This window comes from Natrinema sp. CRL1 (assembly GCF_059162405.1).
On record NZ_JBLVOY010000008.1, the window covers coordinates 1 to 14,680 of the forward strand.

Consider the following 14,680-nt stretch of genomic DNA (forward strand, 5'->3'; position numbering starts at 1 on the left):
TTTTTAGCTAACTGAACGACTTTGCTCGTGAAGCGGGAAATTTTCGACATGGACATCGACGGTTTCCCGCTTCATCTTTCTAGTTCTGACGGTTGAAGCCGACGCCGTACAGCGATTCACCAGAGCCCTACAAACAGAACGCCGTGAGGGCGAAAGCGAATCAAACCACAGTGGGTTCCAGCCATGAGCCTCGTACAGGTTCTCCCACTGGCTATCGTAATGATCGCGGGTCCACAGATACTCTCGACTATCTTCCTCGCCACGAGCGAACAGTGGCAAAAAACTCTGCGGCGTACGTCTTCGGCGCGTCTCTCTCGATCAGTCTCATCGTTATCATCGCATACTTCCTCGGGAACAGCTTCGGCGGCGGTGGCGGTCTACTCGGTGCGAGTGCAAGGGAATTGCTCTATCTCATCGTCTTCGTCCTCCTCCTCTACGCGGCGGTAGATACCTACCGAAAGCGGAACGTGTCTGAACCGCCGGAGTGGATGGGCAAGTTGACCAACGCGTCACCGCGGTTCTCGTTTCGACTGGGGTTCCTCCTGTTGGGGGTTTTCCCGACTAACATCCTCACCTCAATCAGTGTCGGCACCTATCTCGCGGCGAACGGTGCCCCGGTTACGGACGCGATTGGATTTGTCCTGCTCACGCTGTTCCTCCTGGCGATCCCGTCGCTCGGCGTGTTTCTGCTCGGAGAACGAGCGGAAACTGTACTCCCCGAAATCCGCGACTGGATGAACGACAACTCGTGGATTATTTCCGAGGCAGTGATTCTGCTCTTCGTCGTCCTGACGCTCCAGAACCTCCTCGGGTAAGACCGGTATTTTCGGACAAGACGAAACTGATCCTGGTATTCCTTCGTCGCACGGACTCGAATAGTGGTGGTACCGTGGGGCGGCGAAGCCGGTTTGTCTTCCGCACGATATTCCTGACTAACATGTCAGCTTGGGAATTGTTTATTACCACAGATGTCCGTTACACCGTATGCTCGGATGGAAAACCAGCCAGTCCGTACAATTGCACTGTCCGTATCCCCTGAGATGGTGTTTATATCCAGTAACAGCATAGTAACAATTGATCATGGACATCAACTGGACAGCTGTACTAACTGGATTCGTCATGACCCTCGCATTGGGGTTCATCAGCGGCCTCGTCTTCGTCGGATCGGGGGCTTCGATCGTACTCCTGTACTGGGGTGGGATCGGGCTCCTCGGCGGGCTTACCGCCGGATACTTCGCTGGCGGAACGATAGGGTCCGGTGCAATCCACGGCGGTATCGCCACCGTCTTTGGATCGCTGGTTCTGTTAGCCCTTGCGACGTTTACGACCCTGCTCTTCGGGGGCCTGGTCGCATCGTTCAGCGTGCTTGTGCTCGGCCTGCTGATGCTTGCGTTCTACGCCATTCCCGGTGCCCTGGGTGGCGCGATCGGCTCGTGGGCAAAGCACCGCCGGGTCACTCCGGAACCGACGGGAACCCGAGCCTGAATCGATCACTGGCGGCTCATACCGACTTTTTGTCGACTAGACGCGGCGAACGATGTTCACCGTTTCACAGCTCATATCCTCGAGTTCAGATATATTCCAGCGCCGTCTGTAACTCCTCAAATACACTAACGACCGCAGTCGGAAGCTCGCCCGTTGACAACCGCCTCGGCCAGCCGCCAACTGATTGCCGCTCGAGACCAGCCATCGAGCCGTTTGCCTACCCGTATCGACTGTTCGTTCACGGCCGCCAGTTTGGATCGTGTGCGGACTCTGGGGTCCGCCACTCTGAGTTTGCTTTCGGGGTCACGCTCGCTGCCCGTTTCTGGAACTGCTCTCCTCGTTCCGAACTCCGTCGCATGGCGATGTCTCGCACCCGCCTCACGGAACGCTACCGCGTGATGTAACCACGACTAAATCTATGTCATTAATCGACAACCCTTATGCGTACCGAGTCGGTTCGCTGAGACAAGATGGGACGTGAAAGTTGGTCCAGTCGGACAGGATTCATCCTGGCCGCGGTCGGAAGCGCCGTCGGCTTAGGGAATATCTGGCGGTTCCCGTGGATGACCGCGGAGAACGGCGGCAGCGCCTTTCTGTTAGTATATCTGCTTATCGTCCTTATCGTCGGGGTGCCGGGCTTGCTGGCCGCGTTCGTGATTGGACGCCGGTCAAACCGGAATCCGGTCGGGGCGTTCAAATCGCTCGCCGGATCGCGCATCTGGACGGCGCTGGGCGCGCTCTGTGTCGTCACCTCGATCGTACTACTGTCGTTCTACAGCGTTGTCGGCGGGTGGATCCTTCGCTACTTCCTCGAGAGCGCGACGGGTGCCTATTTCGCGGCTCCCGAGACCCACTTCGCGGCGATCAGCTACGGTGCCGAAGCGTTCGGGTACCAGCTCGCCGTCCTCGCAATCACGTCCCTGATCATCGCTGCGGGGATCAGACGCGGCATCGAGGCGACGACGAAGGTGATGATGCCCGGCATCGTCGTCTTACTCATCGGACTTGCGGTCTGGGCGGCCCAGCAGCCCAACGCGACGCAGGGATACGAGTTCTACCTTAGGTTCGACGGTACCTACCTCGCGGAGAATTTCCTGTCGATACTGGGGGCCGCTGCTGGCCAGGCACTGTTCACTCTCTCGATCGGCAGCGGAACGATGATCACCTACGCCTCCTACGTCGACGACGATCGTTCGCTGCCCCTCGACGCCTCAGCCATCGCTGTATTTAATCTCGGTATCGGCATCGTGGCCGGACTCGTGGTGTTTCCGTTGTTGTTCTCGTTCGCATCGGGACCCACTGGGGGCGGTCCCGGTGCCCTGTTCGTTGGGATCGCCGGCGCGTTCGCGAGCCTGCCCGGCGGACGACTCCTCGGCGCGGTCTTCTTCCTCGTGGTTCTGCTCGCCGCCCTCACGAGTCTGGTCAGCATGCTCGAGATTCCGGTTTCGCTCCTAGTCGACGAGTTCGATCTCGAGCGGTCAACGGCGACCGGCGGGCTCTTCGCGCTGGTCGCACTGACCGGCGGCGTGAACGCGTTCAGCCCCGCAGTGTTTACGTTATTCGCGGACCAGCTCGTCAATCTGCTTCTGGTGCTAGGCCTGACCGGGTTCATGGTGTACGCGGCCTGGGTACTCGGTCCAGCCGCAATCGAGGAGTACCTCAAAGGCGCGGGACCGATCTCGCGCCCACTGGTAATCCCGTGGCGATACGCGATTGGGACACTCTTCCCGGCGTTCCTCCTCTTTACGTTCTACGCCGACGTCACAGCCCTCGTCGGGCTTTCAGTCGGCAGAGGGTCGTTGTTGGTCACGTCGCTGGTGACGCTGCTAGTACTCGTGGTAGTGGCCTGCCGCTCCGTCTCCGAAACTCGACCGCAACTGAACGAGAGTGCGGACTGACTGAGAGGGCGGGTAATGCAAACAGTACCGGCCGGAGTGACGGAGATGATGTACTGTTGAGGCAACGGAAGCGGCCACGGTACTCGACCGGACGAGTCTCTCGTGTATCTTGTTGGTCGAGTTCAACGCGAAATATCCGCCTCGAGGACGTCGAACTGAACGCCGAGGCAGTCGACCGAAACAGTTTCGAGGTTGTCGTCGACGTAGTCGAACCCATGGGGAGCATCTCGTACGTCCACAAAGGAAACAAGGCGAGTGCCTCGGGGCTTGACCTGAGGCGGACGGAACGCCAATCGTGTCCGACCAGTATGGGTGGGCGCTGGCTGAGGCCATCGGCGCTTCCGCGGCGCTCGCCGAACGAGCGACCACACATGGAGACATCGACGTGGTCGACCGCCTACGGGAGGAACCGACGGTTCCTCGCGTGTACAGACAGCTACCGCGGCCCCGCCGGTCTCTGGTACGAGAAGCGCCTCGCGGCCGATGATACCGGTCTCGTTGTCCTCGACCCGCCGGACGTCGAACCCGACTCCCATCCCGCCAGTGCCTTCTATGAGTGCTGGCGTTCCGCACAAGAGGCACAGCGTGACGACCGCCCTTTCGCGACCACGAACACAAATGACTGACCGATACGACATGGATCCGACCGTACTGCTCCCGCCGAAGCCCGATCGGCGGTGGACTATCGCCAAGCAACTCGGCATCGACACGGCCGTCGTGCGTTTCTGGGGCGTCGAGAACTGGTGGAAGTACGACACGCTCCAGCGCACCGTCACCCGCTTTGAGGACCACGGCTTCTCACTGGACGTCGTCGAGGATCGCCCGCCGATGGAACAGACCGTCCTCGGACGAGACGGCCGCGACGCGGAAATCGAGACGGTAAAGACGCTACTCGAGAACATGGGACGGCTCGGGATCGATACCTACTGCTGGGTGTGGACCGAGAACCCGCTCGGCGTCGTCCGGACCTCGGACTCGCTGCCGGGTCGCGGCGACTCCCAGCGCATCGGCTACGACCACGAATGGACGGAACGCGCGCCCGAGCACGAGGCCGCCGACATCACGGCGGCAGAACTCTGGGAGAACCTGGAGTACTTCCTCGAGGAAGCCGTTCCCGTCGCCGAGGAGTACGGCGTGAACCTCGCGCTCCACCCGGACGATCCGCCGACCTCACCCGTCCGCGGGGTTCCGCGAATCGTCCAGTCCGTCGAGGACTACCGCCGTATCCTCGAGCTCCACGACAGCGAGCGCCACGGCGTCACGTTCTGTCAGGGGAACGTCTCCGCGATGGAAGCCGACATCCCAGCGACGATCCGCGAATTCGGCGACCGGATTCACTTCGTCCACTTCCGCGATGTCGAGGGCAGCGAGCGAAATTTCGTCGAGACGTGGCACGACGAGGGACCGACCGACATGAAAGCCGCCATCGAGGCCTACCAAGAAGTCGGCTTCGACGGCCCCATTCGTCCCGACCACGTCCCGCGGATGGTCGGCGAAGAGGACCGCGAGGACGCGATGGCCGGCTACACCGATATGGGTCGGCTGTTTGCGATCGGCTACATCAAAGGACTGCTCGAATAGCGACTCAGGACTTAGACCTTCACAGAGATGACACTCGAGACCATCGCAGTCACGGGCGGCAACGGGAAGATCGGCGAGGTGATCCTCGCACACCTGAACGAACACGGCTACGAGACGGTCAACGTCTCCCGCGGCAGACGGCGCGAGGAGGAGGCAGACAAATACATCACGACGGATCTCTTGGACGCAGGGGAGACCTACGGCGCGCTCGCGAAGACTGATGTGGACGCCGCCGTTCACATGGGGACGATTCCGAACCCGTACAGCAACCCCGACTTCCGGGTGTACGAGAGCAACGTGATGTCCGCAACGCACGTCTTAGAGGCCGCCGAGGGGCTCGGACTCGAGTCGGTCGTCCTCCCCTCGAGCATCAACGTCATGGGCAGCGAACACCAAGAGCGGCCGGCTGACGTGCGATACGTCCCGATCGACGAAGAGCACCCGCGGACGCCCGACGACCCGTACGGCATCGCCAAGCATGCGATGGAGGTGACCGCTGATGGCGTCGCCCGGCGTCCCTCGACTGATCTCACTATCGCATCACTGCGGTATCCGTGGGTGATGACAGATGAGGAGATGCGTGAAAATTTCATCGAACGGGACCGCTCGCTGGCTGCACTCCACGATGTCCACCCCGCGACCGGCCGCGACGTCCTGTTCTCGTATCTCACCCTCGACGATGCGGCGTCTATCGCTCGAAACGCCGTCGAGGCCGACTTCGACGGCCACGAAGCGTTCTGGGCGGTCGCCAGCGATACAACCGCCAACGTGCCGACGGCCGACCTCGTCGAAGCGTTCTATCCCGATGCGGAACTGCACGAGACGCCCGAAGATCGCGACGCTATCGTCGACCTCTCGAAGGGGCGCGAGCTCCTCGGCTGGGAGCCCGAACACAGCTGGCGCGATCTGTCAGCGTAGTTGCTACAGGATTCGGTCGGTTCGACGACAGCGGTTGCCCTGCGAACGATGCCGTCCGAAACGCATCGGGTACTCGGTGTCTTGAAGTGACAGTCGTCGAGAAATAGGGCATGTGCGTTACCGGCTACGAACTCTTCGCTGTCCCGCCGCGGTGGCTCTTTCTCAAACTCGAGACGAGCACCGGCCTCGTCGGCTGAGGCGAGCCGATCGTCCAGGGGCGACTCGAGACGGTCAAGACTGCCGTCGACGAGTTCGTCAGTGGGTACCTCCTCGGGAAAGATCCGTTAGCGGCCGAACGCCAGTGGCGGACGATGTATCGGGGCGGATACTACCGCGGTGACCCGATCTTGATGAGTACCCTGTCCGGGATCGACCACGCCCTGTGGGACATCAAGGGGAAACACTACGGGGCACCGGTCAACGAACTGCTCGGCGGACAGGTCCGAGACCGGGTGCTGGTCCACCAGTGGATCGGCGGCGAGGACGAAGAGGAGATCGCGAAAGCGGCGATCACCCGTCGCAATCAGGGGTACAAAGCCCTCAAAATGAACGCGACCGCCGAGTTCCGTGCCCTCGAGCCACCGGGTGCAGTCGAACGGGCGAGACGGCGCGTCGCCACCGTTAGAGACGCCGTCGGCAACGATCTCTATCTCGGCGTCGACTTCCACGGGCGCGTCTCGAAGCAAATGGCCCGCCGCCTCGTCGAGGCACTGGAACCGTACGGGCTGATGTTCGTCGATCAACCGGTGTTGCCGGAACACTCGGAGTATCTCTCAACGCTTGCCGAGCGGACGACCGTCCCCGTCGCGACCGGCGAGCGGTTCTACTCACGGTACGATTTCAAACCGCTTCTCGCGGAGGGTGCAGTCACGGTCATCCAGCCCGACGTGACACACGTCGGCGGCATCACGGAACTACGGAAGATCACGACGATGGCCGAGGCATTCGACGTGGCCGTCGTTCCGCACTGTCCGTTGAGTCCGATCGCCTTCGCAGCGAATCTGCAAGTAGTCTTCTCCTCGCACAACGCCGTCATGCAGGAACAGGATCTGTCGCTGCACGACCCCGAGGAGAGCGTCGGTCTCCAGTACTTAGAAGACCCGGAGACGTTCGAGTTCGACGACGGCTACGTCAGTCGCCCGACCGAACCGGGGTTGGGAATCGACGTAGACGAGCCGTACGTCCGCGAACAGTCACGGGCCGACGTGAAGTGGTACAACCCGTCTGGCGTCACGAAGACGGCGGGATCGCCGAGTGGTAGATCTGTTTCGATTGGGCACCCCGTCTATGATACCCATTTCGACGTTCGATCGGGACTCGAGTCCGCCAGTTCTCGCCTCTCGTTGCCGGCCCGGCACAGTCTCATGTGGGTCCCTCCCCTCGAGAACTCGGCAGCCTGCCGGGCCGGTGGAGAAACGCTCGACGGTCTCGGACCGAGCGCGTTCCTCGCGAGTGCGTCATTCGCGCGTTGAGTCCCCTTCTGCCGATCGATGAGTATATGTGGTATAACGCGTTACAAGAGATATAACGAATGGCCGTCGAAGTCCGACTCCCACTCCCTGACGAGCAAGTCTTTCGGTACGGGGCGATGGACGAGGCGCTCGAGATACTCGCCCGTAACCCGACCGAGGAATTCTCGAACCGAGATCTCCAGCGACTGACCGGTTACGGCGGTCCCAGCGTTTCGAAGGCGCTCTCCCTCCTCGAGACGATGGGACTCGTCGTCAGGCGCGACCCGGGGAATCGGACCCTCTATCGGATCGACGAACGCCGGCTTCACGATGCCGACGACCCGCTTCTCGAAATCCCGCAGGCAGAGTTTCGCGAACCGCTCGGACGATTCGTCGAACGAGTAGACGACGAAGTGTCCTCGATTGCTGGAATCCTCTGTTTCGGCAGCGTGGCACGCGGCGAGGCGGACCGCGCGAGCGATGTCGACCTCTTCGTCCTCGTTGACGAGGGCGAGGATCCGGTTTCGGTGCGACGAACCGTCTCGGACATCGTTCGCGATCTCGAGGAAGAACCGATCGAGGGCGATCGGTACGAGTTCGATGTCTTCGTCGAATCGCCCGAGAGCGCCCGTAAGCGCGGCGAAGATTTGCGCCCCATCCTACAGGAGGGAATTACCCTCACCGAGAGCGAGACGTTCCGGCGGGTAAAGCGCGACGTCTTCGGGGTGGACGGATGACATCGAAGGAACTCGAGGCGGCGCTCGCGGACGCGGAAGACGCGTTCCAGCGAAAGCCCGAGAATCCGGAGGTCGGACTCGAGCACGTCTCCGATCCAGCCGTCCTCCAGTTGCGGAAGGCATGTCGACTCCTCGACGCCGCCGGCTTCCTTCTCGATCGAAACGGCCACTTTACCGTCATCATCGAGAGTTCTTTCGTCGCAATCGAACGCTCGATCCAGTTCTACGTCGAGGAGAAGGGGTACGACGTTGCCGGGCAGCGCCACACCGAAGTGTACGATCTGGGAGTCAGAGCTGGCCTCTTCTCGCGGGACGTTGCTGAACGACTCGAGGAGCTCTGGATCGAGAACCGGTCGGAGTCGTACTATCGCACCGGCGTCGCAGGCGAGTATCGGGCGCGAACGATCTACGAGCTCGCGGCGCAACTTCACGACGAGATCGTCCAATTGACCCGGACCCGGGACTGCCTCTACGAGTAACCGCGGCCGATCCCCTAAGTACGATGAGGGGAACACATCCGGAATGCGTGTTGAGGAGATGATGAGTCCGTCGAAACATTCCTCGAAAGACACGTCGAAAACGGACGCCACGATCTACCGTGGCGCGACCCGGACGCGTCGCCCTTCGAAACCGATCGGTGAGGTGATCGAACCGCTGGGGCTGCAAAAATGGACGGAGAACGTCAGGCACGCTTCGCCCAACTCCGCGCGTCACATCGGTCGCGCACCCGACTCGCGATCGGAACTCCTCGGATTGACGGAGTCAGCGAGTACACCGCCGCCTCGGTGCTGGCACACGGACGGGAGTCGCAGGACGGTAGAAACCCACACCGGATTGGAGCCTGGCGCCTCGAGTTGTCAGCCCAGCGTTACACGTCGGATCGGAATTCGGCTCTCCCCTCGACCTCCGTCTCCGGTTCGAAACGCAACAGTGCACCGGCGTGTTCACCCTCGTCCTTGCGGCTCCCGTCGGTCAGCGCCGTGGTCACGTACGCGTCCGTATACCCAGGTCCCCCGAAGGCGATCGAGGACGCTTTTCGTGCGGGAACTTCGATGCGATCGACTTCCTCGCCGGCTGGATCGTATCTGACTACACAACTCCCGTTCCACCGTGCAGACCAGAGATAGCCGTCAGCATCGACGGTCATCCCGTCCGGGATACCGGCTTCGTCCTGTACGTCGACGATCACCTCGCGGTTCGTGATGGCACCGGTTTCGGGGTCGTAGTCGAACTGGGAGATGCAGTTTCCGTCCGAGTCAGTGAAGTAGAAATGGCGCTGATCGGGTGAGAACCCCATGCCGTTGGGGAGCCCGACATCGTCGAGGACGCGCGTCACCGATCCGTCGGTATCCAGTCTGTACAGTCGGCCCGGCCGTTCCTCTGTCGGCATCGTTCCGCAGAAAACCCGACCGCGCGGGTCGGCGATGACATCGTTGAATCGGGAGTCGGCTTCGCCGTCGATCTCCGCGACAGTTGTCGTCTCACCGTTGACCAGACGCTCGATTCGGCCGCCATCCTCGAACAGCAACAGTCCCTCGTCTTGGATGGTGAACCCGCCGATGACGTCCGTCTCGTAGCGCTGCGTATGGGTATCCGTTGCGGGGTCGTAGCTGAACAACCGACCGTTGGGGATGTCGACCCAGTAAAGCAATTCTTCGTCCGGGTGCCACACGGGACCTTCACCCGTGTGACACCGATAGTCCGCGGCGACTGTCATCGGCGACATATACGGTTCCACTACCGTGAAACATCAAAGGTCTTACTCAGCGCGTTCGGCGTTCCGATCACCGACTGTACTTTTTCGCCACGCTGCCCCTTCACAGAAGTCTATTCGGAAGGGGATGCTTGGGACCCGCTCCGACGTTTTTTCGAGGTCTCCGATACCACGAGCAGGGCTCGCTACCCGTCTCGCCGAGTACCGATCCAGCGCGATGGTTCCTCGAGGTACGGGTTCCCGGACACGGCATACTGCAGAGTCACACTAGACCGTGGCTGCAGACAGTCCACTGAGACACAACAAGGCCCTCCGCTAAGACCATTGTATGCATTTAGCGGTTCTATATACAACTACGATGGAGAGGTAGCGGTGTTGTTCGCATTTAGTGCCGGTAGATTCAACTATGTCGGATCAATAGAGCAGTTACGTGCATGAAGAGGATCGAAGTTCAAGACACGGCACCTGGCGAACTCATTTCCTACGGGAGAGAGTCATACTACAAGCCGGATCCACTGCCGCCCTCACGAGACCTCACGGTAGATGCAGACTTCTATGACCTGCTCGCCGACGCCACGTTTTGGCTCGGCAAACTCAGCGGCGTCAGTCTCGAACTCGACTTTCTGCCCGTCCTCTACACGTCGCTTCTACGGAAAGAAGCGATGGAATCCGCTGAGATCGAGGGCGCTGATGTCGACTATAACGCACTCTACAGCCTCGAGACGCGAAATCTCGACGAAGCTGAGGACGAATATGCTATCGGACCAACGAGTGACACAGATACCAAGGACACGCAGGAAGTCCTCAACTACGAACAGGCTATCGAAGACGGTATTGAGAGACTCGACAGCGGGGGAGAAATTTCCGTGTCGCTTCTTCACGATCTCCACGAAACGTTACTTACGGACGTCCCGGACGACCGCGTCGATACGGATACGATTGGTGCCTACAAGGCGGTCCCGAACCACCTCGGAGACTTTCTCCCACCAGTTCCGGTCGAAGTTGACGGGCTGATGGACGCACTGGTGACCTACTACCGGACCGGCGGGAGCTATCACACGCTCGTAGACATCGCGCTCTTCCACTACCAGTTCGAAACGATCCACCCGTATGGCGACGGGAATGGACGGCTCGGTCGTCTGCTCATCACACACCAACTGTACGATAGTGGCCTTCTCGAGCGCCCGAACCTCTATCTCAGCGAATACTTCAATCGAAACAAAGCCGCGTATGTCGACCGCATGGACGCTGTCCGATCCCGCGGCGACTGGGAAAAATGGCTCTCGTTTTTCGTGAAAGGAGTTGCCCAGCAGGCAGAAGAGTCCGTTACGCGAACGCTGGCATTAGACGAGCTACGACGCAGTTACGAGGCGGAGTACGGTGGCGTCCAGTACGCGAAGAATCGCTTAGCGTGCAGCCTCTTCGAACAGCCGTACCTAACGACCAAGACAGTCGCCGAGAGGCTCGATATCGAGCGATCGACCGCGTACCGTGCGATTGACACCCTGGAAGCAGAAGGTGTTTTAGAGGAAGTGACGGGCAACGATCGAAACAAGGAGTATCGGGCGAAGGAAATATTCGACATTCTCGAGCGGCCGCCCCAGACGTACTGAGCTTTCTTGACCTCCTCCCGCGCCTAAAGTCGCGGGAGGAGGTCAAAAACCGCTGTTACCACTCTGCGACGCTACCGTCGTCGTGTCGCCAGACTGGATTGTGCCAGTCGTGGTCGCTCTCGGCTTGCTCTCGAACATGTTCTTCGTCGATTTCGATACCGAGCCCGGGCTCGTCCGGAATCTGGACGTAGCCGTCGTCGTAGTCGAAAACGGACGGATCGGCGAGGTACTCGAGTACGTCGCTGGTCTCGTTGTAGTGGATGTTCAGGCTCTGTTCCTGAATGAACGCGTTGTGCGAGCAGGCGTCCACTTGAAGGCAGGAGGCGAGTGCGATCGGTCCGAGCGGGCAGTGGGGGGCCATCGCCACGTCGTAGGCTTCGGCCATCGCCGCGATTTTCTTGACTTCCGTGATCCCGCCGGCGTGGCTGAGATCGGGCTGAATCACGTCGACGGCACCGTTCTCGAACACCTGCTTGAAATCCCACCGGGAGAACATCCGCTCGCCGGTGGCGATCGGGATCGTCGTGTGAGATGCGATCTCCGGCAGTGCGTCGTTGTGCTCCGGTAGAACCGGCTCTTCGACGAACATCGGTTCGTGGGGCTCCAGCTTTTCGACGAGCCGTTTCGCCATCGGTTTCGAGACGCGGCCGTGGAAGTCGACGCCGATGTCGACCTCGTCGCCGACGGCCTTGCGAACCTCGCGGAGCCGCGTGACGGCGGCCTCGATCGTCGCGGGATCGTCGACGCGTTCGATCTCCTCCGTCGCGTTCATCTTGAGCGCTGTAAAGCCCGCTTCGACCTGCGCTCGAGCCTGTTCGGCGACGTCGGAGGGGCGGTCGCCACCGATCCACTGGTAGACCCGAATCCGATCCCGAGTTGCGCCGCCGAGCAGGTCGTGGACCGGGACACCCAACTGTTTGCCCTTGATGTCCCACAGCGCCTGATCGATGCCTGCGATGGCGCTCATGAGCACTGGGCCGCCGCGATAGAAGCCGCCGCGGTACATCGCCTGCCAGTGGTCCTCGATCCGTCGTGGGTCCTTCCCGAGCAGGTAGTTCTCGAGGAGTTCCTCGACTGCGGTCCGGACGGTCTTTGCGCGACCCTCTACGACCGGCTCGCCCCAGCCAACCGTTCCGTCAGCCGTTTCAACACGCAAAAACAGCCACCGCGGTGGTACTTCGAAGAGTTCGTAATCGACGATTTCAGACATTCCGGCTCTTGCAGAGCCTTTCCGGCTGTTTCGTTTAGTCGTTTCGGACGGTACTGCCCGACGATGAGAGAGAACCGGAGCGATCCCTCGAGTTTGTCGTTGAACCGCTTATCGGCCACGCGTCTCGGAGGAGAGGTATCTATCCCTTGGTCCGAATACGGCCGACACGACTAACAGCGATCTACCCCCGGCGTCGGCGGTTGCTGTCGTTTGTGTCGGGTTCGGACACACCACTCGTCGAGCCGGTCGACGAGTTCCGGATCGACCTCGAGCCGCTCCGCAACGGTCGCTATCTCCACCTCCTCGTCGAAGCGCAGTCGAAGAATGCGATCGACGGTTTCCGGCGGGACAGCTACCTGTTCGATTGCTGACTGCCCGGCGTACAGCGGCGACCCCACCGTTTCGACGGTGAGGTCCTCGGGAATCCCGATGTGGCGTGCGAGCGCTCGCACTTCGGTTCGGTAGAGATCGCCGAACAACAGGCAGTCCGCCGCCGTTTCACCGTGTTTCGTCGCGGATCCGAGGAGGTACCGCGTGCGATCGATCGGGCCGACGACGAGGGCATTCGACGTGTTCGAAACGTAATAGGTACAGGCCATTCGGAGCCGTGACAGCACGTTGTTCGTCGCGAGTACGTCGTCGACCGGCCCGTCCGATTCGCCGAGTGTTTCCTGAACGGCGGCCAGTACCGGCTGGAGCTGGAGTCGGCTATGATCGATCCCCAGTGACTTGGCGACGGCTTCCGCGTTTCGAGCGATTCCCTCGTGACTGATGAACGCCGGCATCACGAGCCCCGTCACGCGGTCCGCGCCGATCGCATCGACGGCGATCGTCGCTGCGACCGCCGTTTCGACACTCCCGTCCAGTCCCACGACGAGGCCGTCCGCGCCGGCGTCGGCGATCAGTTGTTCGAGAAACGCGGGGAGCCGTTCGCGAAGGGTCATCAACGCCTCGTCGGTCGTCGCGAGCCCGTCCGAATCGCGGGGGAGATCCCTGACGGCCGTGTCGGAACCGGTCGCCGTCATCGTTCCGTCAGCAGGAGACGAACTGGAGCAGTAGTCGGACGACGGTCGCGCGGGTCGACCGGCCGGGAACGGCTCGAGACCGGGCCGAAAGCCGTGGTGGAAGACGGATAGATCATCGTTCAGGTTACGAGAAACTGATCACGAGATATAATGCTTTCTAGCCGAATCCTTGCCCACTTGTGAATCGATAGGAGAATATATTATAATATATATGTGGTAGAAGACTATCTTGCTGTAGAAGCGTTTCTTTATTCGAGTGCTCAGTCAGGCAGTAGGACTGCGATTCGATTCGAGCGTTTTGCGCCCAATGCAACACTGACTGAGAGACCGGTCGAGGGGAGGACAAGCGTGCTCGAAGTTCCACCAACGTCGGCCGCGGGTGTGACCCGCAGCACCCTAATCGCGTCGACCGTGGTTCCTCGAGGTGCTTCGCACTCGGAAGGCCGAACGATGATCGAATTACGACGATTCCCGGTCGCACTCGGTGCTCGTGGCGTTGATGAGATCTGCCGCCGAACTGATTTCTGCGAATTCGCCCTCGAGGTGGGCGAGAGCCGTTTTGTGGACCAGCGACGGGTCGAAGCGCTCCCCGTCGAACGTCCGACCGAACGTCGCCGTCGCGTCCCGAACGAGGGTAACATCGAACCCTCGATTCTCCGCCATTCGGGTCGTCGTCGAAACGCAGTGATCCGTCGTCAGGCCACAGATTACGAGCGAGTCGACACCCTGTTCGCGTAGCCACGACTCCAATTCAGTGTCGACGAAGGCCCCGTTGACCCGTTTGACGAACTCGGGCTCGCCGTCTCGAGGGGCGAGTTCCGATTTGAATTCGAATCCCGGCTGGTCGCCACGAAGCGGCGACTCCGCTTCCGTCGAATCGTGCCGAACGTGGGCGATCGGCGAGCCGGCAGTCCGCCAGTGGGAAAGCAGCCGGGCCGCGTTTGCTTCCGCGTTCGGATTGTTGCGACTCCCCCAGACCGGATCGTCGAACCCCTGCTGGAAGTCGATGAGTACGAGGGCCATGCGGGCCAAAGTATCGGTCATCTTT

Annotated in this window: 12 protein-coding genes and 3 pseudogenes; 10 read left to right on the plus strand and 5 right to left on the minus strand. The window is 60.9% G+C overall.

The window, feature by feature from the left end:
• Positions 1–183 precede the first annotated feature (183 nt).
• Positions 184–815, plus strand: a pseudogene (locus ACJYUO_RS19915) (GAP family protein).
• 265 nt (positions 816–1,080) lie between these two features.
• A complete protein-coding gene (locus ACJYUO_RS19920; protein ID WP_494347083.1) occupies positions 1,081–1,485 on the plus strand; it encodes a DUF5518 domain-containing protein in 405 nt (134 codons plus the stop codon).
• 100 nt (positions 1,486–1,585) lie between these two features.
• Here the strand turns inward: ACJYUO_RS19920 and ACJYUO_RS19925 are convergent.
• A pseudogene (locus ACJYUO_RS19925) lies at positions 1,586–1,864 on the minus strand (DNA-binding protein); the annotation flags it as partial.
• Between the two features lie 91 nt (positions 1,865–1,955).
• On the opposite strand from ACJYUO_RS19925, the gene ACJYUO_RS19930 reads away from it, so the two are divergent.
• From ACJYUO_RS19930 to ACJYUO_RS19960, 7 genes and pseudogenes are all read left to right on the plus strand, one after another.
• Complete coding sequence (locus ACJYUO_RS19930) at positions 1,956–3,383, plus strand: sodium-dependent transporter (protein WP_494347084.1); 1,428 nt, start codon at positions 1,956–1,958, stop codon at positions 3,381–3,383.
• A 371-nt stretch (positions 3,384–3,754) separates the two neighbouring features.
• Positions 3,755–4,009 carry a hypothetical protein gene (locus tag ACJYUO_RS19935; RefSeq protein ID WP_494347085.1) on the plus strand — a complete coding sequence of 85 codons (255 nt, stop codon included), beginning with the start codon at positions 3,755–3,757 and terminating at the stop codon, positions 4,007–4,009.
• A 10-nt stretch (positions 4,010–4,019) separates the two neighbouring features.
• The gene (locus tag ACJYUO_RS19940) at positions 4,020–4,964 is read left to right on the plus strand and encodes a mannonate dehydratase (protein ID WP_494347166.1); all 945 of its coding nucleotides are present in this window, start codon (positions 4,020–4,022) and stop codon (positions 4,962–4,964) included.
• Between the two features lie 27 nt (positions 4,965–4,991).
• A complete protein-coding gene (locus ACJYUO_RS19945; RefSeq protein WP_494347086.1) occupies positions 4,992–5,882 on the plus strand; it encodes an NAD-dependent epimerase/dehydratase family protein in 891 nt (296 codons plus the stop codon).
• Positions 5,883–5,992: 110 nt separating this feature from the next.
• Positions 5,993–7,143: pseudogene (gene dgoD / locus ACJYUO_RS19950) on the plus strand (galactonate dehydratase).
• Positions 7,144–7,413: 270 nt separating this feature from the next.
• Positions 7,414–8,070, plus strand: coding sequence for a nucleotidyltransferase domain-containing protein (locus ACJYUO_RS19955; RefSeq protein WP_494347087.1), 657 nt, complete (start codon positions 7,414–7,416; stop codon positions 8,068–8,070).
• A complete protein-coding gene (locus tag ACJYUO_RS19960) occupies positions 8,067–8,549 on the plus strand; it encodes a DUF8154 family protein (protein ID WP_494347088.1) in 483 nt (160 codons plus the stop codon). Before ACJYUO_RS19955 ends, ACJYUO_RS19960 begins: the two co-directional genes overlap by 4 nt.
• Before the next feature lie 389 nt (positions 8,550–8,938).
• Here the strand turns inward: ACJYUO_RS19960 and ACJYUO_RS19965 are convergent, their stop codons facing one another.
• Positions 8,939–9,796 (minus strand): SMP-30/gluconolactonase/LRE family protein, encoded by an 858-nt coding sequence (locus ACJYUO_RS19965; protein ID WP_494347089.1) that lies wholly within the window; start codon positions 9,794–9,796, stop codon positions 8,939–8,941.
• A gap of 422 nt (positions 9,797–10,218) precedes the next feature.
• Between ACJYUO_RS19965 and ACJYUO_RS19970 the strand changes: the two genes are divergently transcribed.
• On the plus strand, positions 10,219–11,397 hold the full coding sequence (locus ACJYUO_RS19970) for a Fic family protein (RefSeq protein WP_494347090.1): 1,179 nt from the start codon (positions 10,219–10,221) through the stop codon (positions 11,395–11,397).
• A gap of 55 nt (positions 11,398–11,452) precedes the next feature.
• Here the strand turns inward: ACJYUO_RS19970 and dgoD (ACJYUO_RS19975) are convergent, their stop codons facing one another.
• The 3 genes from dgoD (ACJYUO_RS19975) to ACJYUO_RS19985 all read right to left on the minus strand — a co-directional run bounded on the left by dgoD (ACJYUO_RS19975) (position 11,453) and on the right by ACJYUO_RS19985 (position 14,676).
• Positions 11,453–12,607: a galactonate dehydratase gene (dgoD, locus tag ACJYUO_RS19975; protein WP_494347091.1), complete on the minus strand. Its 1,155-nt coding sequence runs from the start codon at positions 12,605–12,607 to the stop codon at positions 11,453–11,455.
• Between the two features lie 170 nt (positions 12,608–12,777).
• On the minus strand, positions 12,778–13,632 hold the full coding sequence (gene nadE / locus ACJYUO_RS19980; protein WP_494347092.1) for an NAD(+) synthase: 855 nt from the start codon (positions 13,630–13,632) through the stop codon (positions 12,778–12,780).
• A gap of 459 nt (positions 13,633–14,091) precedes the next feature.
• Entirely contained in the window at positions 14,092–14,676 is a 585-nt protein-coding gene (locus ACJYUO_RS19985) for a cysteine hydrolase family protein (protein ID WP_494347093.1), read from the minus strand.
• Positions 14,677–14,680: the final 4 nt, after the last annotated feature.